The sequence below is a fragment of the Candidatus Hydrogenosomobacter endosymbioticus genome (assembly GCF_021654655.1).
In the GTDB taxonomy this organism is placed as follows: Bacteria; Pseudomonadota; Alphaproteobacteria; order Holosporales; family GW7; genus Hydrogenosomobacter; species Hydrogenosomobacter endosymbioticus.
In genome coordinates this window covers 196,015-217,967 of record NZ_AP025225.1, presented here as the reverse complement: position 1 = coordinate 217,967, position 21,953 = coordinate 196,015, and the positions used below count along the sequence as shown (strand labels likewise).

The 21,953-nt window shown below is 39.7% G+C and carries 20 protein-coding genes and 2 tRNA genes; 14 read left to right on the top strand and 8 right to left on the bottom strand.

Annotated features, from left to right (window positions below; all coding sequences use genetic code 11):
• The first annotated feature begins 63 nt into the window (after positions 1-63).
• Entirely contained in the window at positions 64-786 is a 723-nt protein-coding gene (gene dapB / locus HYD_RS01055; RefSeq protein WP_236865459.1) for a 4-hydroxy-tetrahydrodipicolinate reductase, read from the top strand.
• Positions 787-849: 63 nt separating this feature from the next.
• On the opposite strand, the gene HYD_RS01050 is transcribed toward dapB, so the two are convergent.
• The gene (locus HYD_RS01050; RefSeq protein WP_236865457.1) at positions 850-1,746 is read right to left on the bottom strand and encodes a hypothetical protein; all 897 of its coding nucleotides are present in this window, start codon (positions 1,744-1,746) and stop codon (positions 850-852) included.
• Between the two features lie 196 nt (positions 1,747-1,942).
• Here HYD_RS01050 and HYD_RS01045 point away from each other — a divergent pair, with 196 nt between their 5' ends.
• The 3 genes from HYD_RS01045 to HYD_RS01035 all read left to right on the top strand — a co-directional run bounded on the left by HYD_RS01045 (position 1,943) and on the right by HYD_RS01035 (position 4,849).
• Positions 1,943-3,013, top strand: a complete 1,071-nt coding sequence (locus tag HYD_RS01045) for an AI-2E family transporter (protein WP_236865455.1) — start codon at positions 1,943-1,945, stop codon at positions 3,011-3,013.
• A 150-nt stretch (positions 3,014-3,163) separates the two neighbouring features.
• Positions 3,164-4,132 carry a hypothetical protein gene (locus tag HYD_RS01040; RefSeq protein ID WP_236865453.1) on the top strand — a complete coding sequence of 323 codons (969 nt, stop codon included), beginning with the start codon at positions 3,164-3,166 and terminating at the stop codon, positions 4,130-4,132.
• 90 nt (positions 4,133-4,222) lie between these two features.
• The gene (locus HYD_RS01035) at positions 4,223-4,849 is read left to right on the top strand and encodes a ribonuclease D (RefSeq protein WP_236865451.1); all 627 of its coding nucleotides are present in this window, start codon (positions 4,223-4,225) and stop codon (positions 4,847-4,849) included.
• Positions 4,850-5,259: 410 nt separating this feature from the next.
• On the opposite strand, the gene recF is transcribed toward HYD_RS01035, so the two are convergent.
• Complete coding sequence (gene recF, locus HYD_RS01030) at positions 5,260-6,363, bottom strand: DNA replication/repair protein RecF (protein ID WP_236865449.1); 1,104 nt, start codon at positions 6,361-6,363, stop codon at positions 5,260-5,262.
• A gap of 141 nt (positions 6,364-6,504) precedes the next feature.
• Complete coding sequence (locus HYD_RS01025; RefSeq protein ID WP_236865447.1) at positions 6,505-8,121, bottom strand: hypothetical protein; 1,617 nt, start codon at positions 8,119-8,121, stop codon at positions 6,505-6,507.
• 326 nt (positions 8,122-8,447) lie between these two features.
• Between HYD_RS01025 and HYD_RS01020 the strand changes: the two genes are divergently transcribed.
• The 4 genes from HYD_RS01020 to HYD_RS01005 all read left to right on the top strand — a co-directional run bounded on the left by HYD_RS01020 (position 8,448) and on the right by HYD_RS01005 (position 13,883).
• A complete protein-coding gene (locus tag HYD_RS01020; protein ID WP_236865445.1) occupies positions 8,448-8,963 on the top strand; it encodes a transcription antitermination factor NusB in 516 nt (171 codons plus the stop codon).
• A gap of 157 nt (positions 8,964-9,120) precedes the next feature.
• Positions 9,121-9,193 (top strand) — tRNA-Lys (locus HYD_RS01015).
• 28 nt (positions 9,194-9,221) lie between these two features.
• Entirely contained in the window at positions 9,222-11,435 is a 2,214-nt protein-coding gene (locus HYD_RS01010) for a ComEC/Rec2 family competence protein (RefSeq protein ID WP_236865442.1), read from the top strand.
• Positions 11,436-11,681: 246 nt separating this feature from the next.
• Positions 11,682-13,883: a ribonucleoside triphosphate reductase gene (locus HYD_RS01005; protein ID WP_419469452.1), complete on the top strand. Its 2,202-nt coding sequence runs from the start codon at positions 11,682-11,684 to the stop codon at positions 13,881-13,883.
• A gap of 290 nt (positions 13,884-14,173) precedes the next feature.
• Here HYD_RS01005 and HYD_RS01000 read toward each other — a convergent pair whose 3' ends face one another.
• Complete coding sequence (locus HYD_RS01000; RefSeq protein WP_236865438.1) at positions 14,174-14,869, bottom strand: uridine monophosphate kinase; 696 nt, start codon at positions 14,867-14,869, stop codon at positions 14,174-14,176.
• 33 nt (positions 14,870-14,902) lie between these two features.
• Positions 14,903-15,820 carry a translation elongation factor Ts gene (gene tsf, locus HYD_RS00995; RefSeq protein ID WP_236865436.1) on the bottom strand — a complete coding sequence of 306 codons (918 nt, stop codon included), beginning with the start codon at positions 15,818-15,820 and terminating at the stop codon, positions 14,903-14,905.
• A 152-nt stretch (positions 15,821-15,972) separates the two neighbouring features.
• Between tsf and HYD_RS00990 the strand changes: the two genes are divergently transcribed.
• Entirely contained in the window at positions 15,973-17,352 is a 1,380-nt protein-coding gene (locus HYD_RS00990) for a sodium:proton antiporter (RefSeq protein ID WP_236865434.1), read from the top strand.
• Between the two features lie 64 nt (positions 17,353-17,416).
• Here HYD_RS00990 and HYD_RS00985 read toward each other — a convergent pair whose 3' ends face one another.
• Entirely contained in the window at positions 17,417-17,956 is a 540-nt protein-coding gene (locus HYD_RS00985) for a DciA family protein (RefSeq protein ID WP_236865432.1), read from the bottom strand.
• Between the two features lie 205 nt (positions 17,957-18,161).
• Between HYD_RS00985 and HYD_RS00980 the strand changes: the two genes are divergently transcribed.
• Complete coding sequence (locus HYD_RS00980; protein ID WP_236865423.1) at positions 18,162-18,470, top strand: hypothetical protein; 309 nt, start codon at positions 18,162-18,164, stop codon at positions 18,468-18,470.
• A 44-nt stretch (positions 18,471-18,514) separates the two neighbouring features.
• Entirely contained in the window at positions 18,515-18,763 is a 249-nt protein-coding gene (locus tag HYD_RS00975) for a hypothetical protein (RefSeq protein WP_236865421.1), read from the top strand.
• A gap of 53 nt (positions 18,764-18,816) precedes the next feature.
• Here the strand turns inward: HYD_RS00975 and HYD_RS00970 are convergent.
• Positions 18,817-18,893 (bottom strand) — tRNA-Asp (locus HYD_RS00970).
• Between the two features lie 280 nt (positions 18,894-19,173).
• Here HYD_RS00970 and HYD_RS00965 point away from each other — a divergent pair.
• The 3 genes from HYD_RS00965 to HYD_RS00955 all read left to right on the top strand — a co-directional run bounded on the left by HYD_RS00965 (position 19,174) and on the right by HYD_RS00955 (position 21,540).
• Positions 19,174-20,058 (top strand): CDP-alcohol phosphatidyltransferase family protein, encoded by an 885-nt coding sequence (locus HYD_RS00965; RefSeq protein WP_236865419.1) that lies wholly within the window; start codon positions 19,174-19,176, stop codon positions 20,056-20,058.
• Between the two features lie 77 nt (positions 20,059-20,135).
• Positions 20,136-20,873 carry an MlaA family lipoprotein gene (locus HYD_RS00960; RefSeq protein ID WP_236865417.1) on the top strand — a complete coding sequence of 246 codons (738 nt, stop codon included), beginning with the start codon at positions 20,136-20,138 and terminating at the stop codon, positions 20,871-20,873.
• Positions 20,857-21,540: an MlaC/ttg2D family ABC transporter substrate-binding protein gene (locus tag HYD_RS00955; protein WP_236865415.1), complete on the top strand. Its 684-nt coding sequence runs from the start codon at positions 20,857-20,859 to the stop codon at positions 21,538-21,540. The genes HYD_RS00960 and HYD_RS00955 overlap by 17 nt, the downstream gene beginning before the upstream one ends.
• 65 nt (positions 21,541-21,605) lie before the next feature.
• On the opposite strand, the gene HYD_RS00950 is transcribed toward HYD_RS00955, so the two are convergent.
• Complete coding sequence (locus HYD_RS00950; RefSeq protein ID WP_236865413.1) at positions 21,606-21,920, bottom strand: hypothetical protein; 315 nt, start codon at positions 21,918-21,920, stop codon at positions 21,606-21,608.
• Between the last annotated feature and the right edge of the window lie 33 nt (positions 21,921-21,953).

The window sequence follows — 21,953 nt, the reverse complement described above, 5'->3', positions numbered from 1 at the left end:
TTGCAGGATGATTTTGTTAATTTATGATTTACTGCGTTAAAAATTAAACGATAAGAGGTTTTTATGATGAAGGTTGGGTTAATAGGGTGTTTTGGAAGGATGGGAAGAAACATCGCAAAAATAGCCAGCGAATTTGGAGTGTCTATTTCTGCTGGTGCTGATGTTGTTCGTGGTGAGTGCGCTGGGTTTCAGGTGTTTTCTGCTCTGGATCTGGTGTTTAAAAATTCTGATGTAGTGATAGATTTTTCTTCAAAAAATGCGACCGAAGAAGTTGTTAAGATTTCGGGGGAAACAAAAACGCCGGCTCTCATTTGCACAACAGGGCATGATAAAGACGCGTTCAGCGTGATAGAAAGCGTTGGCGGGGGAGCAGAATCGGCAATACTGTATTCTTCAAACACAAGCGTTTCGCTTAACACTTTTGTAAATACTGTTAGCGAATTTTATAAAGCTGTTGCAGACGGGTTTGATGTCACAATTATAGAGCGCCATCATATACATAAGAAAGATGCTCCATCGGGCACAGCTTTATTTATAAAAAACGAATTAAATGCAGCGTCCGGCGAAGGGGTTAAGAAAAATATAGACATTTTGTCTGTTCGTGGCGGAGAAATTTTCGGAGAGCACGAGATCATGTTCTGTGGTCGATATGAAAATATCAAATTCTCACACGAAATCTTGAATAGAGATGTTCTCGCTGCTGGCGCGATAGAAATTGCCAAATGGCTAGCCAACAAACAACCTGGGTTGTATTCTATGAAAGATTTCATAAAATCTCGCTTTTAACAGAAACAAAATATGAAGCAAATAGCTCTTCTTTAATAAGCAGAGCTATTTTTAGAATTATAATTAATTTTGATTAATGTTGCTGGGATTATAGAACGTTTTGGTGGGGTTATATTTTTTTTCTGATCCTTCTAAAAGCGGAGTGTCAAGTCGTTCTGGCTCTATTTGTCGGTTAGCTTTCCCAGAAGAGGCTCTAAAATCAAGTTTACGAGAAACGTTGCTATTTTTTGGAGATCCATAGGTAATTACGTTATTTGAATCATGATTCAAAGGGTTTATTTGTTTTTGCAACGAATTAATCCGGTTTTTAATGTCGTCGTAATTTTCATGCGCTACGCTTCTTTGGCCTTGTATATAGTCATGGAGAGCCTGCAGTTCTGCGCGAGTTTTCTCTAAAAAACCCATGCTTACGTCGCTTAATCCAGAAGTAGGTGTTTTTGGATGTTCGCTATTACAAGCTTGCAAATAACATCTGAAGCTTATTGTTTGTTGTTGAGCTTTTTCGATCGATGAACGTACATCTTTGCTTGGCTCCCTATTGTTAAATCCCAAGCGAGTGTCCAAAATTTTTGCTAATTGTAAGGGGCTTTTATTTTCTTTTTGTAATTTTTTTAATGATGCCGCTCTATTTTTCGATAAGTCAATTTTAGACTTTTTGCGATTTTTCTCTATTATTCCGTTAGATAGTTTGTTTATTTGAGGCTTAAATGTGTATGAATTTGCTTTTAGAGCTATTTTTTGTAGGTTGCGTTTCTTTTTTTCAAAATCTTCTTGCCTTTTGAGAAATTCTTTTATCTTTGGATCAAGCTTGTCTCTGAGATTTTGTGTTTTTTGTATATAAGAAACTCTTTTCAGATGAAGTTCTGTATACGTAAATTGCTTTTTCTCGTTATGCTTTGCTGCGCGTGCATCGACGATTGCAGCAACCGACATTAAAAAAATTATAAAAATCCTGTTCATTTTTACCAATGTTTTATAAAACTTAATAACAGCATAACATGATTGTTATTTTATTCAATGCATAACATAAAACCATTGTTTATCGAATTAACAATAATTTAATCATATTAGCCAATAGATCAAGCGCTTCCAGGGACGTCTAATGTATGCAAAAATGATTTGTCCTTGGATGATTGTTCGGAGATAGGCCTGGTTTATGGAAATACATAACAAAATTACCAATAGACAAAAGGTGTTTTTCATTGCCATGGTTTTATTAATGGCAATTTTATTTTTTATTGTTGCATATAGGGTAGTAATGCCCTTTATTTTTGGAGTTTTTATTGCTTATGTATTCCATCCGATAGTTGGATTTTTACATTCGAAGAGGATTCCTCGTTCGCTTAGCGCGTTTGCCGTGACGCTATCAATATACCTTCTTTTCATGCTTGCGGTTTTTGAGCTGTTTCCATCGATGCGTGGTTTGTCGGTTTTTTTAATAGACAATTTTTCTATAAATACAGATGCGGTTTTTGACATGATAAAACCCATGCTGCAAAGAATTGATATAGGAAATGAGCAAATGGAGAAATTTGGGGTCGAGCTTGGAAAGTTGCTAACATGGATAGCGTCGTTTCTTACAAGTGCCGCCGTACACATTGTCGAAAACGGTTTGTCGTTTGCGTATTCTGCTTTTTCTGTTGCGCTCGCTCCTATAATAGCGTTTCATGTGATGAAAGACTGGGACGATTTATGTTTTAGAGTAAAGACTCTTATGCCGAAATGGATGGAGCGAAACGCCATTAAGCTAGTAGAAGAAATAGACGTTGCTCTTTCTGGATATGTGCGAGGACAACTTTTGGTTTGCGCGATACTGGCAACGTACTATTCGACCGCTTTATATGTATGTTCTTTAAAATTTGGCCTTTCAATAGGTGCGTTTACCGGAGCTCTTATGTTTATCCCATATGTAAGCTTTACAGTGAGTATGCTGGTTTCTCTTATGGTTGCATTTTTCCAATCTGGCAATATTCATATGGTTTATGACATAGCGTTGGTGTATATTTTCGGGAGCGTACTGGAGTCTATAGTGCTTACGCCTTATTTAGTGGGAGGCAAAACGGGGCTGCACCCAGTGGTTGTGTTGCTTGCTGTTATGATAGGTGGATCTCTTAGGGGGGTTACAGGGGTATTTCTTGCTCTTCCTGTCGCAACTATAGTAGCCGCGGTGTGGAGATTTTTAAGGTCTAACTATATTAAAAGCGATTTGTATGTTTGCAAAAAATAGATGGATTGTTTCTGCAGGTCATAATAAAAGCTCGATGAAAAACACAGATTTGGCGTTATGCGAGATTTTTAGCGATTTAAGAACTTGCTTTATTTATTAAAAAAGGTATAATTCATTCATTAATACAAATTTTACATAAGGAGCACGGACATGAATAAAGGGTTATGTCGTTTTATGGTCGTAGCTGCAGCAGTTTTGTTTTCCGGGTCGTTGGAAGCAAGCGCGGTTATAGTTAAAAATCATCATACTGCGCGAAAGGGGCTTCCTATAAAGCAAATGTTAAGAAGAAAAAGTAAGGCGCTAGCTAATAAAAAGAAGCTACTTGCGAAAATAAAGAGAATGCGTTCAGATAGAGAGAGGCAGTATGCCCGCAGGCATCATCAAGTCCTTTCCGTTGCTTTCTCGAAAAAAAGAAAGCCGCAAAGTAAGATGCAAGGTCGAAAGCTCCCTCATACAAAAAAAGTACGTATGGTTGAACAAGTTCAACCGACAATATCTCGCTGGGCTAGCCGTATGTATTCGCAGCCAGTGGCGTTGAGTCAACCCGCGAAAAGCTCTTTTCATAGCCCAGATCATTGGGAGGGAGAGGGCAGACTTCGTGAAGTATCTCCAAGCCCGGTTAGCCTTCACATTTCTGAACCGCTGTTCGACTTGAAAACACCTGAAAGCAGAGCGACTGGTGTTAACGAAATGTTCAAGGAGATTGTACAAATATGTGGTAATTATGAAAATGCTCTTAAACAAAATAAAACACCTATGTACTACGATAAATTACAGGAGCTGTATCACCATTGGCTAGAAAGGTATAATTACAGCGTTGGTGGCGGTATTGATGATGTGAAAAGGGACCTAGTTTTACTAAAGCAAGCTGGCCGCGAGAATGAGCTTATCGCTACGGAAAAAGATCTTAAGGATGTGACGTACAAGTTGGCAGACATGGCGAAACAAGCTCTTGATAACCTTAAAAAACAAGCTGCTATTAGCGGATTTGGAGATATCAGCTTTCCAATAGAGGGCGGTAGTGTGACGAGAGTTTATGGTGCTACAGCAGGACATGGAGCAGGAAAAAGTTTTGAAAGCGCGACAGATCCTGTCGATTTTGAAGCGCGCTTAAGGTAGGCCGTCTTTACAAATAGCTCACTTTTGAATACATTTAGCCATACGAATGGCGCTGTCTACTGGTGAAGAGCTTATGGATGTTGTGTTCTGATGAGAAAAGTAAAGACTATAAAGTTGTATCACAGCGACCTCCCAGATGATTTGGAGTTTGGGGATAGTGTCGCTGTGGATACCGAGGCTATGGGGCTTGCTCACTATAGGGACCGTTTGTGTCTCGTGCAGCTTACGTTCGGAGATGGAGTGTGCCACTTAGTGCAAATAGATCGTAACGTGCAGGAAGCGCCACGGCTCAGGGCTCTTTTAAGCAATGAAAATATAGAAAAAATCTTTCATTTTGCCCGATTTGATGTTGCGCTTTTGTATAAGTCGATGGGAATTTTATGTAAGCCAGTGTATTGCACAAGAATAGCTTCTGTATTAAGCAGAACGTACACAGAGAGACATAGTTTGCGAGAGTTATGTCATGAGCTTCTCGGGGTTGATATATCGAAAACAGAAAGAAGTTCTTATTGGGGCGCTAAGTTTCTCACTGATGCGCAAAAATCGTATGCAGCAAACGACGTGTTATACCTTCACGACCTTAAAGAAAAACTCAACGAGATTTTGAAAAGAGAAGAGAGGTATGAGCTTTTCTTAGATGTTTGCAGATGTATTCCTGTTCGATCTCAGCTTGATGCAATCGGTTTTTCGGAAGATATATTTGCTCATCATAAGTGATCTGCGACAACATAAATTTGGACTTTATGAACTCTGTCATTGTGGGGCGGATGCTGCGAGAATGAAAGAGAAGGCAGGTGTATTGCTCGAAGCGGGGGTGTCCGACCTGTTTTTTCTGGAGCATGCGGCTTTATATTATTGGTGAAACTGTCTTGTTTGCAAGTGTGAAGCTTGAGTACCAGCCACAGCCCTAATGCTGTCAATTCCTATCGCCGGGGCGGGGTTACCGTCCTGCGTCAGTATCAGTCAGCAAGCTTCAACGACAGATAAAAACCCCATTCTAAGCCTGCTTTTTTGTGGTCAGCAACTAAGGAAGAGCTTGAAGAGAGGTTGGCATATGGGTATTGGCTTTTTATTGTTTTCTCTTGGTATAAATTTAGAACTAAGCTTTTTTCTTGCTCCATTTCTCTTTATAAAACTTTTTCTAGGTCCACAACATGTGCTCTGCCTAGCATAGAAGAAAATATTCCAGCATCGGTTCCTGTCAACCACACTGAAATTTTCATGGATATCAGTTCGTCGAAAAGTCGCTCTCGCTTGTCGTCATCTAAATGGGCCGCTACTTCATCGATAAGCAGCATTGTAATTGCGTCTTTCTCCATTTTTTTTGAGACTATGGTTACTGCGAGTATTATGGAAACCAAAATGGCCTTTTGCTCTCCTGTTGAGCAGAGGGAAGCTTCTTGTCCATTCTCGTGCGTGACAGAGAATAAAGTTTTATGAATGCCAGCTTTTGCGCCTGATTTTCCGGAATCTGTAGACCTTGAGGTTTTTAGCATTTCTATAAACGATTCTTTGGCCTTTTGACAAAAATTCTCTTTTATAAGGTTTTCAAATTCTCCTGTTAGAGAAAAGGTTGCCTTCGGAAATCCATTTACGCAGTTTCGTATTTCGCTTTCTATAAGACTGATTGCGCGCATTCTATACTCGGCTATTGCTATTGCATTTTCTGCCATTAGAGACTCTAAGCAATCACACCAAGAGGAGGAACTATACCGATTTTCAGCGAGCAAATATTGCCGCTCGCGCATAGCTTTTTCGTATGAAATTATGTGGTCTGCATACTTTGGAAAAATGGAAAATGTGATCCTGTCAAAAAAGCGACGGCGAGCTGTTTTCCCTTCTGAAAATAGTTTATCCATTGTTGGTGTAATCCAGTTCAATGACATTAGGTCTGCAATATCTGAGTGTTTTTTTAGAAGAACATCATTTAAGTATATCTCTCTTCGGTTAGATGCTGCGTTCGCTGTTGTCATAATGCGTAGAGGACCTGAATCTGTGATGAATTCTATTTGAGCTCTCCACGGCGTATTTGCAGAATTATTCTGAAACACAGAATTAGAGGCAACTTTGCGCATTCCTCTGCCTGGTGATAAAAGTGATAGAGCTTCTAGCAAATTTGTTTTTCCTATGCCGTTTTTACCGTGTAAGCACACTACGCCGAACGGAAACTCCATGTTTAAGCTTTTATATGACCGGAACGATTCAAGCGAAATGCGTAAATTGGAAAACATTAATACTAATAAACCTCCTTATACAATTCCTGCGCGCCAAATACTTTTTCGAAGCGAGGATCACGAACCAAGTACGAGCAAGCCAAACGCACCAAAAAATACTTTTGCGCGAAAACGTTTAGCGCTCGCGCCCGCCATACCTTATTTTTTATTTTTATTTCCGTTTTTGTATAAAGAGTCTCTTATATATGGTGCTTTTATAAGCTTGAACTCGGCGTGTCCGCCTTTTTTCGCCGCCAGAGTAGATACGAAAACTTCGTCTGATATTTTGGGCAAATTTTTTATTCCTAAATGCGAAAACAAAACGCGAAACAAGTTTATGTTTGATATGGGGTTGGCAAACTCAGAAGCTTTCACGCTATTCTTGAGATTATCAGAGTCGACCGGAACGAACACTCCAACAAAATTTTTCTGCCTATATTTCCATATGTCGCTCATTCCGCCGTCCTTAACTTTTTTAATGGCGCAAATGGCCGTTTTAAACCAAAGCTGTATCAGCTCTCCATGCCTTGCGTTTTTCATGAACAAAAAATCTTTTCTGCTAAAATCATTGCCGATAAAAACTGGAAGTCCGTGGTCGCTGTTGACTAAAACAACAGCGCTTTTATCTCGTAGACGTATCTCATCTATAAGAGCTAAAAATTTCTGTGAAAAATCTTTTATACTCTTCATGAAATGGGATCTGTTGTCGTCAAGAACCATCTCGAACTCATGGGTTACAATTTTCCCTCTTTCATCAGTAACAGCATTGTCGTGTACTTGAAAAAAATGCGCATATACAAAATTGCTCCCGCCTGAATTTCTATCACGTATGAACTGGACAATATCTATAGGCTCGAGATATTGCACAAAATGACTTAGTTTCACTACGCTTGTCAAAATTGTTTGAGACAGCATGTTAAGCAAAGTTTCATGCAAAGATGCTGAATTAGATATTTTTCCTACATTCAGATATATATTGTATCCGTTTTTCATAAACGTTCGTACGACGTTGCTTTTCCCTCCTCTTATAACAGACCATGCAAGATTTTCATTATCGGAATAATACTCGCACATCAACTGAGAGCTAACAGACATAGGGGTAAACGGATAGTTAGCAAACGATTTTTCTGCTATAACAAAGCCTCTGGAACTAAGGCCCTGAGATAGCGGGTCATCAGCTTCGAATAGTTCTTTGATGGTATCTTTATGAGGATACGCGTCGATCACGAAAAAATATACGTTTGGAGTTTTATTGAGCTTGCCAAAAGAATGTACATTTATACTGCGTTCTATAGATGAGTTGTTGTAATAATACGCTATGGATTGCGATATAAGTGCCGTTGTAAGCAAATATTTCGAAAACACCACAAAAAATTTCCTACTGGACAGCTTTATTAAAACAACTACCATCGCGGAAAAAATCAGCGTCCAAGCAATAGCAAAATATACCTCAGTAAATTTTATTAAATCGCCAAGCCCCATTCTATACATCATAAGCTGTATACTTCTCAAGGCAGTTGAATACATGAAAAAAACTAGTACGGAGTATGACGTTACTATGTGTTCGTTGCTAGAAAAAGTTCGTATTGCTAGCGCAAATGCGGCAGAACAAGAAAATATGCTTACAGCGGCGAGGAATAGCCCAACATAGTCAAATAGCTCGTTTTTGTTGACGGTAAGAAAATTCAATATAATAATCGCCGTTGGGGTCGCTATGAAAACAGCTTTTGCCAAGAGATCAAGCGCAACTAAAAGCTTTTTCTTACCAATCGACATAGCACGAAAAAATAATTGATCGACAACACGATGCGTAATGCTATACCATTAGCACAGCAATTAACAATAGAAAAAACAGTTTTTGAATTTCGGTTTGTGTTTGGACTTTTAGTCGATCAATGTAGGTTAGGTAGTGTTTAGCGATCAGGATGTGTATACATTGTCGTGACGCATTGCGATATGAATGTTTTTTGCTATAATGTGGCTCTGACACTAGGTACTTCATGCGTTGCTGCGAAGTTGTGTGTGATCTGTGATCTTTGATAAGGGCTGTGATTTTGTGAGTGTTTTTTTGTGTATCGTGTTTTTAGACTTTGGAGCTCTTAATGTTGCCTAGAAGAGTTGCAAGAATAGCTGCTGTGCAGGTTCTTTTTTTGCATAGATTCAACGACCGTTGTTGTGATGAGGACTTTCGAGAATTTGTCGATTGGAATTTAGTTGATAATAATGGGTATAAGTTTTTTAATGGCTATATAGCGAAAATAGACTTTCCTCATCTGCGCAACTTATTCAATGCTGTGTGCGACAATATGGAAAAAATAGATTCTGCTATATCTGGGGCTCTTCCTGATAAGTGGGATATAAATAAGCTCGAATTAAGCACAAGGTGCATACTAGAAAACGCAGTGTGCGAGTTGCTTTTTTTCGGTTCTGTGCCGGCAGCTGTTGTGATAGACGAATACATAGAACTGAGCCATATGATGCTTTTGTCTAATAGCCACTCTCTTGTCAATGCTATAATAGACAAAATAGCGAAAGCTGTTGGAGATGAGCGAGAAAACATAGCCGTGTTAGAACATGAAAAACAAGCTGTCTCGGATTTGCTGAATAGTGGTCAATAAAACAAAAAGGGCTGGATGCTTTTGCAGCATGCGTCTTTATACAGCTCTGTTTTGAGATATTTGAGGCGGTTTCGTCTATTTCCGTCTGTAAAACTGTTTTATAAATCAAATTTATCTAGAATTTACTAATTTGCTGTGGTAGAATACGGCAGAATGTGGGCGCTTAGCTCAGTTGGTAGAGCAGTTGACTCTTAATCAGCGGGTCATAGGTTCGAATCCTATAGCGCCTGCTTTCGTTTTCCGTGGCGAGGGTATTTTGTGGACGTCAGGGTTGTTGGCTCCTTCTTGGTTTCGTGCGCGTCTTTGGTATTATCCGGGTTTAGGATAATTAGATTGCTTGAGGTTTTCTCTAGCTCAGTTTCGTTCTTATTTTATAGAGTAAACGAGTTCGTATCAGACGAATACCATAATTGGATTCTGTGGGCTCCGATAGGAATAGGACTTGGGATATCTATTTTTTTTGCATTTTGCTTCAACCTTAAAGAAAATATAGACATCATAGGAAGTAATGATTTTTTAATTACATGCATCTTCGGAGCTTTTATATCAGTTTTTTTTCATGTTTTATATAAAAAACACCAAATCCCTCTATTTACGTTTTTTTCTAAAGCGACTTTATTCATTTTTATCGGATTTTATACGACGTACATAAAAACAGCAAACCTAAGCGCGCCTTATACGATATTTATAAATCAAGAAAAACCAGTATATATAGAAGGAATGATAGAAAACATAGAGCATACAGCGTCGAAAACTAGGTTATTTCAAAGAGTGACGATTGGCGAGATACATCAAAACGGACTTCCGAGCAAAGCGGTGATCAATATAAAGTCTGACGACATTCCTCTTGAAAATGGTCAAAGAATACGCTTAAAGGTTTTTTTGACTCCCATTGCTAGCCAGCTTTTTTCTGGATCTTTTGACCCGAAGTTTTCTGCGTTTTTACAAGGAGTTGGAGCTCGCGGGTTTTCTGTATCGAAGATACGCGTGATCAGCTCGAACGATGGTGCTATAACTTCCAGGATTAGCAGTCTTCGCAATCACATAACAAGGACCATACACAAAAACCTCGCACCTCCGTGCGGAGCGATTGCGTGCGCGCTTGTCACTGGGGATAAAGCGGCGCTTCCTCGCGAGGTTACACAACAATTTTCTGATTCTGGACTGTCGCACATACTTGCAATATCCGGACTCCACCTTTCCATAGTATCCTTTATATGTTTCGCTGTGTTCTACCGCCTCCTATCGCTTTTTCCTTATGTTGCTTTGCGGGTAAATCTATACAGAATATCGTCTATTGCGGCTCTTATGGTTGGGCTCATGTATCTGCAGATATCCGGGAAAAACTATCCTGCGCAGAGAGCATGCATAATGATGTTCGCAGCAGTGTTCTCAACTTTAATCTCTAGAAGGACAGATTCTCTCAGAACTTTAGCAATAGCCGCGTCTTTTATACTCGCCTTTGACCCATTCGCACTTATGAGCATAAGTTTTCAGCTATCGTTCGCGGCAGTTGCTGCATTAGCCGCATTTTATGAACATAAAGCGAACGAAGTAATGCATGAGGAAACTAGAAACCGACCGCCAAAATTGATAAAGCATAGGCAAACGGGACTGGCCTCGTCCTTATACGTTGCTTATGAAAAAATACGAAAATTTTTCTCTAATTCGATACATTCAACGGCCGTTGCAACTGTAGCAACTGTTCCATTTACGATGTTTTATTTCCATCAAATCTCAGTACAAAGTATACTGGCAAATATAATAGCAGTTCCTATAACGGTATTTCTAATAGCTCCGATTGGAATATTGACTATGGCCAGCATGCCATTCGGCATAGAATCTGCGCTCTTCCCAGTATGGGGAAAAAGTATAGAGCTTCTGTATAAAACAGCGAAGATAAGCTCTGAAAATTTATCTTTTTTGGTTTGGAACGTTGCTCCATATCCAAAAATGTTTCTGATTATAAGCATTGCTGGGGGGATTTTTATTTGCCTATTTAAATCTCGGTTACGAATTTTTGGAATTATTGTTTTTATAATGGGATTTTCTGGTATTTTCTTTTCTTATAAACCTGACTTCGTAATAGATCCAGATCATAAAGTCCTCGCGTTTATAGACTACGATAGAAAAAAAATGCTTGTGTCAACGAAAATGTCTGGACGTTTTGCTGTCGCTCAATGGAAAAGAGCCTTCGGCGCAGAGCATGTCCAAAAATTTAGCAAAGAAGATCAGGCAACATCAGAAATGTTTAGCGTTATTTCGACTCCAAAAGGGTTCAGCATATTGGTATGCGATGAGCTTAATGAATTTTATATGAAAAAATATCACACAGACTTTGTAATAGCTAAAAAAACAAATTTCAAAACGGATGACAAACGCGTTTTGATAATAGATCAATTACCAAAAAATATGGGTTGTATGATATTTTGTGATAAAAATGGATTTCATTTGATGTTTTCTGGGAAATAATTTTTTCAAAAATTGCGCTTTGAGACAAATTCAAAACTAGGCAAGACGCAGATATGGAAACGAATTTTGTAGTATAATAAAACAAACAAAAAATTCACATATCAAAGAAATTATTAAAAAAATATGAAGTTTTACAAAAAAACCAGACGGTGTTACACTCTGAATGTAGCCGATTGCTGATAAGTTTATTGTTGTGACCGCAATATTTTTATTCGTTGCGGCAAGGAGGTCGATGTGTTTGATAATATGTCTTTTAACTGGAAGTGCGGCGTAGAAAACCTGAAAGACCTTATGCCAAAAACTGTATATGATGAGCTAAATGAAGCTTTTGATGCTTCTGGTATACGCGGATCTTCGTCTGAATTTTGTAAAACCCTTGAAGATAGGCTGAGAAAAGAAAACCCTGTAGATATAGATTCTTGCATGAATATAGTCAAGCAAGAGCTTGAGCATGCAAACTTATTTGATGTTTTGAGGTCTTTTCTGATGCGGAGAGAGTCTATGCGAGAGAGTAGGGGAACTTCTATAAACTGCGCGCAGACAATAGAAGAATATACAAACAGGCAAGATTGGAGGATAAACGAGAATGCAAACCTGGATTTCAGTAGCGTTGGGCTTGCGAACAAGATCTCTGGAAAAGTAATCGCGAACTATTGGCTTGATATAGTATTTTCTAAGGAAGAAGCTGCGGCACACAGAAACGCTGACATTCACATTCACGACTTAGATTGTCTAACGGCGTATTGCGCTGGCTGGAGCCTTCGCTCTCTTTTGAACGAAGGGTTTAACGGAGTGTTTGGGAAAGCTGCGAGCAGGCCGCCTAAACACCTTATGGAGGCGCTTGGACAGATGGTAAATTTCTTGACCGTGTTACAGGCGGAATGGGCCGGAGCTCAGGCTTTTAGTTCATTCGATACATACCTAGCACCGTATGTATTCAAAGACAATTTGTCTGAAAAAGAAGTAAAGCGCGCTGTTAGATATTTCGTATATAACCTTAACGTTCCGACTAGAGGAGGGCAGACGGCATTTACTAATGTAACCCTAGACTTCACTTGCCCAAAGGATCTGCGCGGACAAGTGCCTATGTGCAACAACAGACATTTGTTCGACGGGATTTCGGACGAAAGCCTTACTGCGAGAGCAAATGAAAGAGGCGCAGAAAGTCCTAACAAACTCACGTATAAAGACTTTCAAAAAGAGATGGAAATGCTTGACGTCGCGTTCTATGAAGTTATGCAGGATGGAGACGGGAATGGTCAGCCATTTACGTTCCCTCTGACAAATGTAAATATTACTGAGGATTTTGATTGGGACAGCAAAGCGGCGAATGTGTTGTTTGAAAACACCGCTACCGTTGGAGGAGCATATTTTCAGAATTTTGTTGGAAGCCAATACGTAGAAGACGAGAATGGAAACAGAGTTCCAAACCCGGACGCATTTACGCCTGATGCTGTGCGCAGCATGTGTTGCAGGCTTCAATTGGATCTTCGGGAGCTTGTGAAGCGTGGCAACGGCCTGTTTGGGTCAGCAGAAATGACTGGGTCTATAGGTGTTATAACAGTAAACATGGCTCGTCTTGGGTATAGATTTAAGGGAAATAAAGACGCGTTGTTGGAAGAGCTCGATCGGCTGATGCTTCTCTCTAGGTCAATTCTTGAAAAGAAGCGTGTGTTCGTTCAAGACATGTATAACAGAGGGCTTTATCCATACACAAAGCGTTATCTGCGCGGGTTTCACAACCATTTCAGTACTATAGGCGTCAACGGTATGAACGAGATGCTTTTAAACTTTAGCGATGGAGCGATAAATATAAGCTCGCCCGAAGGAATAGATTTTTGCATAGAGATTTTAGACTTTATGAAAAAAACCATAAAGCAATACCAGAAAGAAACTGGGAACCTCTATAACATAGAAGCAACGCCTGCTGAAGGGGCGTCGCACAGGCTTGCAAAAGAGGACCGCGCTCGGTATGCAGATATCATTCAGTCTGGAAGTGGAGACAGTGTATACTATACGAACAGCAGCCAGCTTCCAGCTGACTTCACTGATGACCCATATTATGCTCTTGAAAAACAGGATAAGCTTCAGTGTAAGTATACCGGCGGCACAACGCTTCATCTGTATATGAGCGAGAAGCTAAAATCTGGGGAATCGTGCAAAAGGTTTGTAAGAAGTGTAGTTTATAATTACAGCTTGCCGCAGTTTACCATAACTCCTGTATTCTCTACATGTACTGAGCACGGATACATACCTGGAGACAATCCTAAGTGCCCGAGCTGCGGGAAAGATACGCTTGTGTGGACGAGAGTAGTTGGGTATTTGCGTCCTAGAAATGGTTTTAATCCTGGCAAGAAGCGGGAGCACACAGAGCGGAAATTATTCAAAGAAGCAGAGTTCATATCAAAGAAAAGAGATGCTTTTAGCGAGCAATTGTCTTTGGTGTAGATATATTCTTCGTCATATGTACAGTTTTTATCACCGCTTTTCTATTGTCGCTTAGATGGTGGGTGATTTGAAAAGGGAAGGGGGCGTGTCGATTTAGGAATACGTGTTTGCGGTTTGTGGGCGCTATGTTCCTAAGCTCTTATTCGCGTCGAGGTTGTTTCAAGACTAGCGCTGCCGGCTGTCTGAATACCGAACGCAGACGAACTTGAACGTGTTATATAAGTCAAATGCCTTACGCGTAATGGTTCCTAGTTTATATCGTGCTTCAGCAGTAAAATCTAGTCTTCAATCTAAGCGCCTATGACAGAACACTTATTTTTGAGCGCAATATCGTCAGACAAATTTTTTGATGGACTAAACACAACTATTGGCATGTTGTTTTCCCACGCCATCGTGATCGCCGTAAGGTCCATGACACCGAGCTTTTTGTCCAAAGCTTCTTGATATGAAAGTTTCGGATAAAATTCCGCGTCCGCATACTTTTTCGGATCAGCGCTATATACCCCATCAACATTGGTCCACTTGAAAACGGCATCACAACTAAGCTCGCACGCACGCAAAACCGCAGCGGTGTCTGTGGTAAAAAAAGGGGCTCCGGTCCCTCCAGCGCACACAGCTATCTCTCCATCGCTAAGTGCAGCCGCAGCTCTATCTATAGAATACCCTTCACATATGTTGCTGGCATAAAAACACGTGCTAAATACTCGAGCGCGTTTGCCGAAAGAACGCATACCGTCACGCAAAGAAACGGCATTCATAACTGTTGCAAGCATTCCAATTTGATCAGCGGAAAATCTGCTTATATGAGAACACCTTCCGCCTCTAAACAAATTTCCCGCTCCTATAACAACTGCAACTTCGCACGAGTTAACAGAACACAGCCTAGCGCATACATCAGTAAGAGCATTTGGGCAAAATCCAAAAGGAAGACTTCCCATAAGAGCTTCACCAGATATCTTTAGAAGAACTCGCCTATATCCCGACATAAACAATCACTCTCCAAGCGCAACTTTATAGCGCTAACATTTACCGCAACAAGAGGTTCCGCTTTCTCCAGCAGTCTCGCCAACAGACATACCAAAAAAATCAACAAGAACTATCTTATGTCCTAGCTTTTTTCCACGCTCATCAACAAAACCTCTGACAGATATTTCCGGATCCTTCACAAAACTTTGTTCTTCCAAGACGATTTCATTAAAGAACTTGGAAATTCTCCCTTGAATCATTTTATCAACTATAGCTTCCGGCTTATTAGAACCAGAAGCCTGTTCACGAAGCATAGCAGTCTCTTTTTCTACTATATCGGAAGGAACGCTCGAGATATTCAAAAATCTAGGCCTAGCAGCAACAACATGCATTGCGACGTCTCTTCCTATCTCCATAAGAGAATCTGAGCCTGCACTCGACTTAAGCGCGACAAGCGCAACCATTCGACCTAAAGACTCTCCAACTGTCCCATGGACATAAGACGCGACAACACCACCCTGTGCACACGCTGTTTTAACGCGCTTTATCACTATGTTCTCGCCAACCTTCGATATTAGCTCAAGAAGAGCATCGTTTACTTTAGTTGAGCCAGAAATAGGACACTCCATCAGCTCAGCCACAGACTTTACCCTATTTTTAAGAGCGACTCCAACAACAGACGATGCAAATTTTTTAAACTCTTCATTTCTAGCGACAAAATCTGTCTCAGAGTTTATTTCTACCGCAACGCCATATTCGCCATCAACGGCTACGCCAATCAAACCTTCATTAGCCGCCCTATCTGCTTTTTTGCCAGCAGATGCAAGCCCCTTCTTACGCAGCCACTGCACTGCGTCTTCCATTCTCCCTCCAGAACTCTCTAGCGCTTGCTTACACGCCATCATGCCGGCACCAGTCATTTCTCTTAGCTTTTTCACAGATTCAGATGAAACCATTACAAATCTCTTCATGTTAAGTCACCTGAGATGATGCTACACTTTTTTGCATATTTTGTTAACACAGCGAATTCCAAGCGTTCTATCTAGCAAAACATTTATTTTCGTTGCTTTTGGAGAGAAATAATGGGAGTGTATTTGTGTGATTGTTTTCGCTGTTTCTGCTTGTGTTGTATTTTTACGATTGTGCAAAACACCTTAGTAACTTTTCTGCTTCGGCATGCCTACCTTTTTTTGCATTTTTGTTAGTAATTTCTGTTGTACCATCTTTTTTTGAAAAATTTTGGCATAAAAACAGAACTCTTGTTATAGCGCTTTATTGTATTGCTTCTGTAATATTTTTTTCTATTTTATGCGATTATAAACAGCTATTTTATCTTATAATACAAACTATAACTCATGATTATATACCTTTTATTTTGCTTATATCAGCATTATATATAATCGCTTCACATATAGTGATAGATGTTAAAGGAATTTACGCCGCAACTCCAGCTATGAATGTCTCTATCATATCTTTGGGGGCTATTTTGTCGTCTGTTATGGGAACAACTGGTGCTTCTATAGTTCTTATAACGCCTCTTTTGCAAATAAACGGGAGCAGGAGGAATAAAGCGCACACAGTGTTGTGCTTTATATTTGCAGTTTCTAATATTGGTGGGTGCCTTTCTCCACTTGGAGATCCTCCGCTTTTTGTAGGATTTTTGAATGGAGTCAACTTCTTCTGGCCTTTCAAAAACCTGTTTCTTCCGATGTCAATCGTTCTCGTTCCTCTTTTAACCGGTTACTGGGCGCTGGACAAAAAGCTGTATAAAAAAGAGCGCATCCAAAAGCCGAAAGCAGATAGAGAACTTTCTTCTGCCGATAAATCTGTTGCTGTGTCTGGAATAGCGTATATGGCGTTGTTTCCAGTTGTTGCTCTTATTACTATAGGGTCTGAAATAATCACAATAAAACAACTGAAGATATCAAGCACCATTTCCCTAAGCGTTATTTCTATGCTGAGAAATTTTTTACTGTTAGTAATTGCTGCGCTGGTTTTTAGGTTTGGAAGCAGGAAAAATAGAAAATTTAACAGGTTTTCTTCAGAGCCGCTTAAGGAAGTAGGAATGATATTTCTTGGTGTATTCATAACGGCTATGCCAGTTGTAGAATATATCAGCAGCTGCAAGGCAGTCGGGGTTTTTAGCATTCTGAACGATAGCGGTCCACTGAGGCCAGCGCTGTATTTTTGGATAACCGGCATATTGTCTAGTATATTGGACAATGCTCCAACATACCTTCTGATGTTTCACGCTGCAGGAGGAAAGGCGGCACTTATAGATATTGAAAGTAATAAGATACTGCTAAAAGCCATATCTTGCGGATCTGTATTTATGGGAGCTCTCACTTACATAGGAAACTCTCCAAACCTTCTTGTAAAAGCGGTCTCAGAGCAAAGGGGCGTCAAAATGCCGTCGTTTATAGCATATTCAAAATGGGCTATCGTGTGTTTGACTCCTCTGTTTGTCCTTCTTACAGCTATTTTGTTTGTATGCTGCAAATAACTCAAACTAGTCACTACAATTACAGACCCTGATGTAACTCAAGCAACAACAAATGCGTTCTTGTTTAAGTTGCTCTACAAACAATTTCAGCAAAAGACCTGAGTTTATCGTCAAGAAAACTATCCTTACTAGAATGCAAAAACCTTTTTTGGACATCTCTTGGCATATCTGAATAGCCACCTTTTTGCTTGTCTATCGAAAAAACTGATTTTTTATTATAGCAAGACCTATTATCCAATCCATTATACGCACAGATAATGCTGGTTTTTTTACATACAACCTTGTTCACAGCCATATACCCAAAGTATCCATTTGTTCTTTCGAGAATCTGATGAGTTTGATGTAGCGCATCTAAAATCCTCTCTTGTAGCACTAATATATGGAAAACACTATCAAGTCCATCGCTCTTTATTCTATGTGGATAAGTATAAGATGCTATGTCTTTTCCCACTACAAAAGGCCAGTCAAATGCGAGGCGCACATATGCGTTATCTTTTTTCTTAAAAACAGGAGAGATTAAGCTTCCTGTAAGCTCTCCAAGTTTACCAGAAAATCCGCGAACTTGAGCCTCTTCTCCTTTTGATCTTTGGCAAAAATGATTCATAGCAAAGCGCCTCCTTTTTTCTTTTAAAGAACGAAAAAACGTTTAGACAAAGCCCCTACGTATAAAAAATTATACACCAAAATTGCTTTGCTGTGACATATATAACTCTTTTTTAGCTAATTTTTAGTGTTTGCAAAATATAATTTATTACATGAGTTTACTTTTATATTTGTTCACATTCAACAAATAAAAAGGAGAAAAATATATGAAAAGCAAAACATTATTCACAGCTTTTTGCGCAATAGCGGCTCTTGCGGTATCTGGCGTTTCATCGGCAGGGATCGGTCCATGCAACAACCACTCTTACTTGCATTGTTTTAAACCAGCAGATTGGAATAACAGAAACTCAGATTATGAGGAAATAGTCTATAGAGTTCCGCAGGAAAGATCTCACGGAAATTGCGTGCCAATTCCAGGAAGAGTTAGCGGGGCACAAAACAGCTGCGTAAATGCAGGAGGAACGTGCAATAAACCCGGAGGAACGTGCACAAATGTCACTAACAAAGATGCTTAATTAAGCTGTGCAATCTAAAAATGTAAGCACCACGGAGAAAAACTATGAATAAAAAAGTATTGGCGAGCGCTTCAGTTATAATTTGCTCTATAGCATTTTGTAACACAGTCTTTGGAGGGTCTGGCGTATGTAACGAAAAATACTATTTGGTATGCCATATGCCCGACGGAACTCAAACCTATTCTACGGTTTCTACGCACAGAAAAAAAGGAAATTGTGTGCCAATGGATAACCACATAGAGGGAGCAAAAAACGACTGCCTAAGTAAAGGAGGCAAATGCGTGCCATTCTAACAAACAGACCAACGATACTATAAAAAACAACGTTACATATGAAAACAAAGACCTGGCGGGGATGACGGGACTCGAACCCGCGGCCTCCAGCGTGACAGGCCGGCGCTCTAACCAACTGAGCTACATCCCCAGAGTCTATATTGTGCAAAAATAAATGAAAAAAGTCAATTATCGCATGGTTTATGCATGCGCAATAAAAAACAGCAACACATATGAAATGGCTACTCCACGGCATCCATTCGCTACCACTGATCCTGTTTAATTCACGTTAATCAATGGTTTTCCAAATCTCTTGCAACTTAAGATAGTTTTCTTTCTGGATATTCTTCCTCTAACCATAAATCACGTATATAATTACCTCTACAAAAAGTGGCCTTATAACTATGCTGCTGATTAGTTAGTAGGTTTTTATGAATGTTAAATTTAGAATAGAAAAAATAGAAAGACGCAAGAAATTTATAAGTCGATTTAAGAAAAAGAAACTTAATGAAAATTATCATCCTAAAATTGGAAAAATAATTCCGAGTGCGGTTACCGTTGTTGCGTTGTGTATAGGATTGACTGCTATATATTTCGGATTGTCTCGCAATTGGGAGGCGGCGACAGTGTGCGTGTTGGCTGCAGGGTTGCTAGATGGTATAGATGGAAGGTTGGCTCGCTTGCTAAAAAGTTCTTCTGATTTTGGAGCGGAGCTAGATTCGTTGGCGGATCTAGTGAATTTTGGTGTTGCTCCAGGAGTGTTGGTTTATCTTGCATCTTTGCATCAATTTGGAAGAAGTGGTTGGGCCTGCTGTTTGTTTTTCAGTGCGTGCTGTGCTCTTCGGCTTGCGAGATTTAATGCATATAAAAAGTTTCCAGACAACAGGGCCGCAACATTCTCTGTTGGGGTGCCGGCACCAGGTGGAGCAGTTATTGCTATTTTGCCATTTATGTTTGAATTTTCTTTTAGCAGCAGACAAACAGGCTTGCTACAATCTCCTGATTTGTTGTGCGCGCCTGCGTATGTTTGCGCTTTTTGCGTGATTTTAAGCGCTGTTCTTATGATAAGCAAAATACCAACATTTGTGTTTAAGAAAATATCTATAGATCATTCGCACATATGGCTGTTTCTAGTCAGCATGATAGCAATTACGGCAAGCCTTATAGCTGCTCCATGGGAAAGCGCGCTGTCTCTTGCTGTCGCTTACGTCGCCTCAATACCTATAAGCTGTTTCTCGTTTTACAAGAAATATGGGAAGCTATATTTTGACAATGTTAACCATATGCTAACTAAACCTGGTGGTAAATTTAGTTAAGAGAGAAAACTGCAATAGCGCTTCAAATGACACCTGCAAAACTTTTTCTGCTATCAACCTTGTACCTTGGCTTGCTTATGTGCAGCGGGTGCGCTTGCGATAGGTGCCCTCAAAACACTATAGCTAGAATAGAGCAAAATTTCGAAACAAAGTCTATTAACGCTCTAGATTCTGTAAAAGAAGAAACAGACATAGTTGCAGATGAAGAAGACGATAAAATAGAACAACTAGACCCTTTCGAAGACATAAATAGGAAAATATTTGTATTTAATATGTTTTTTGATAAAATATTTATCAGACCAATAGTTGGATTTTACGATTTTTTTATACCGAGTTGCGTGCAATCATTCATTACAAATGCTGTAGATTTATCATTCTCATATCTCAGCATAGTAAACTCGCTCCTTCAGCTGGAGTTTGAAAAAGCTATCATGCACACAACTAGAAGCGCTCTTAACCTTACGTTTGGTATGTGCGGAGTTGTTGATGTTTCCGACAAAATTGGGTTGCGTATAGAATTTGATGGTTTTGGAAAAACAATGAAACATTGGGGAGTTCCGCAGGGCTGCTTTTTAATGATTCCAATCATCGGCCCAAGCTGTACGAGAGAATCTTTAGGCATGAGCGTAGACGCTGCAATAGACATATTCGTGCTAGATCCAAAACATATGAAATGGCTGAAATATAAGCCGATAAAATTCGGGCTAGACTATATAAACAGACGAAACGCCTATAGTGGCGCAATTGAAGAAATAGAAGAATTTTTTGATCCATATGCTATAATGAGGAAATTCTATTATGAAAAGAACAAGTGAGTTTATAGGGAACCATATGAATATAAACAATGTATACAAAACCGCTTTTACGTCGTGCGTATTCGCTACCGCCGCCGCGTTACTGACAACAACATGCTATACAGAGTCCGAATGCTACTCTGCTTCTAATGCAAAATCCTGCAACGAAAACGAGGAGAAGGCAAAAAATATAGTAAAAGCGGTGTCTGCGAACATAGTGAGGGCTGTAAATTCACCTTCTGGAATCGCCGACTTCGCAAAAATAATCGACTCTTCGTTCGACGCTCAGCGCTTTGTCAAAGACATTTCCGGACGCATGATGAGCAGAGCGAGCGAATCCCAAAAACAAAAATTCTATAAGCTGTGCAAACAAGACTGCATAAAAACATATTTCAACATATTAAGAAAGTATTGCGACAAAGCTGAGTATGAGGTTTCGGTTTTGTCGTCAAAGCAAAAAGGTTCAGACCAGCAAGTTGATAGCAGAGTTCAAAAATCTAACGGGCAGATGATAAACGTACAGTGGCTCGTGTGTGTTCAAAGTGGAAAAATATACAATATCACGGTTGAAAATTGTGGCAGCGTTATAAGCGCAAAAAGAACAGAATACCAAAGCATGCTTAGATCAACTAACAACAACATAGACTCTTTTATCAAACTTCTGGAGGGTAGAGTGAAGAGCCATTGAGCTTTGTTCTTTCATGTGCTGCAGCGAAATTCGACATCTTGTGAGCTTTTCGCTTCTGCTGGTCATTAGTATCCAACCAGCTCAACATAGGCTATGTCTCGTGTTCCGTCTGATATCTGGTATGAGCACGCATCGTCGTTATTTAAATGATCCACTACGGCAGTTCCTGTTATAGTTCTGAGACCAATACCAGGAATTGCTGGAACCATTTCTATTCTCTTTTGTTTTATGACAAACTCTCCATCGTCAGTTTCTATTCCGCTTCCGACCGGAGCCAAAAGCACCTTTGAGCTCAACTCACTGTTAAGTTCTACTGGGCACGTCGCAAAAGCATCGCAACAAAACTGCGCTAAAAATATAAGAAAAGCTATTTTTTTCATGAATTTTACCAAAAATATATTCACATTATATTT

What these genes read in the sequence shown, in the direction of transcription:
- HYD_RS00975 (WP_236865421.1), top strand. Translation starts at nt 18,515, where the DNA reads ATGAATAAAAAAGTATTGGCGAGCGCTTCAGTTATAATTTGCTCTATA.
- HYD_RS01045 (WP_236865455.1), top strand. Translation starts at nt 1,943, where the DNA reads ATGGAAATACATAACAAAATTACCAATAGACAAAAGGTGTTTTTCATT.
- recF (WP_236865449.1), bottom strand. Translation starts at nt 6,363, where the DNA reads ATGTTTTCCAATTTACGCATTTCGCTTGAATCGTTCCGGTCATATAAA.
- HYD_RS00965 (WP_236865419.1), top strand. Translation starts at nt 19,174, where the DNA reads ATGAATGTTAAATTTAGAATAGAAAAAATAGAAAGACGCAAGAAATTT.
- HYD_RS01005 (WP_419469452.1), top strand. Translation starts at nt 11,682, where the DNA reads ATGTCTTTTAACTGGAAGTGCGGCGTAGAAAACCTGAAAGACCTTATG.
- dapB (WP_236865459.1), top strand. Translation starts at nt 64, where the DNA reads ATGATGAAGGTTGGGTTAATAGGGTGTTTTGGAAGGATGGGAAGAAAC.
- HYD_RS01050 (WP_236865457.1), bottom strand. Translation starts at nt 1,746, where the DNA reads ATGAACAGGATTTTTATAATTTTTTTAATGTCGGTTGCTGCAATCGTC.
- HYD_RS00985 (WP_236865432.1), bottom strand. Translation starts at nt 17,956, where the DNA reads ATGAATCATTTTTGCCAAAGATCAAAAGGAGAAGAGGCTCAAGTTCGC.
- HYD_RS01040 (WP_236865453.1), top strand. Translation starts at nt 3,164, where the DNA reads ATGAATAAAGGGTTATGTCGTTTTATGGTCGTAGCTGCAGCAGTTTTG.
- HYD_RS01025 (WP_236865447.1), bottom strand. Translation starts at nt 8,121, where the DNA reads ATGTCGATTGGTAAGAAAAAGCTTTTAGTTGCGCTTGATCTCTTGGCA.
- HYD_RS00960 (WP_236865417.1), top strand. Translation starts at nt 20,136, where the DNA reads ATGTGCAGCGGGTGCGCTTGCGATAGGTGCCCTCAAAACACTATAGCT.
- HYD_RS00955 (WP_236865415.1), top strand. Translation starts at nt 20,857, where the DNA reads ATGAAAAGAACAAGTGAGTTTATAGGGAACCATATGAATATAAACAAT.
- HYD_RS00950 (WP_236865413.1), bottom strand. Translation starts at nt 21,920, where the DNA reads ATGAAAAAAATAGCTTTTCTTATATTTTTAGCGCAGTTTTGTTGCGAT.
- HYD_RS01035 (WP_236865451.1), top strand. Translation starts at nt 4,223, where the DNA reads ATGAGAAAAGTAAAGACTATAAAGTTGTATCACAGCGACCTCCCAGAT.
- HYD_RS01000 (WP_236865438.1), bottom strand. Translation starts at nt 14,869, where the DNA reads ATGTCGGGATATAGGCGAGTTCTTCTAAAGATATCTGGTGAAGCTCTT.
- HYD_RS00980 (WP_236865423.1), top strand. Translation starts at nt 18,162, where the DNA reads ATGAAAAGCAAAACATTATTCACAGCTTTTTGCGCAATAGCGGCTCTT.
- HYD_RS01020 (WP_236865445.1), top strand. Translation starts at nt 8,448, where the DNA reads ATGTTGCCTAGAAGAGTTGCAAGAATAGCTGCTGTGCAGGTTCTTTTT.
- tsf (WP_236865436.1), bottom strand. Translation starts at nt 15,820, where the DNA reads ATGAAGAGATTTGTAATGGTTTCATCTGAATCTGTGAAAAAGCTAAGA.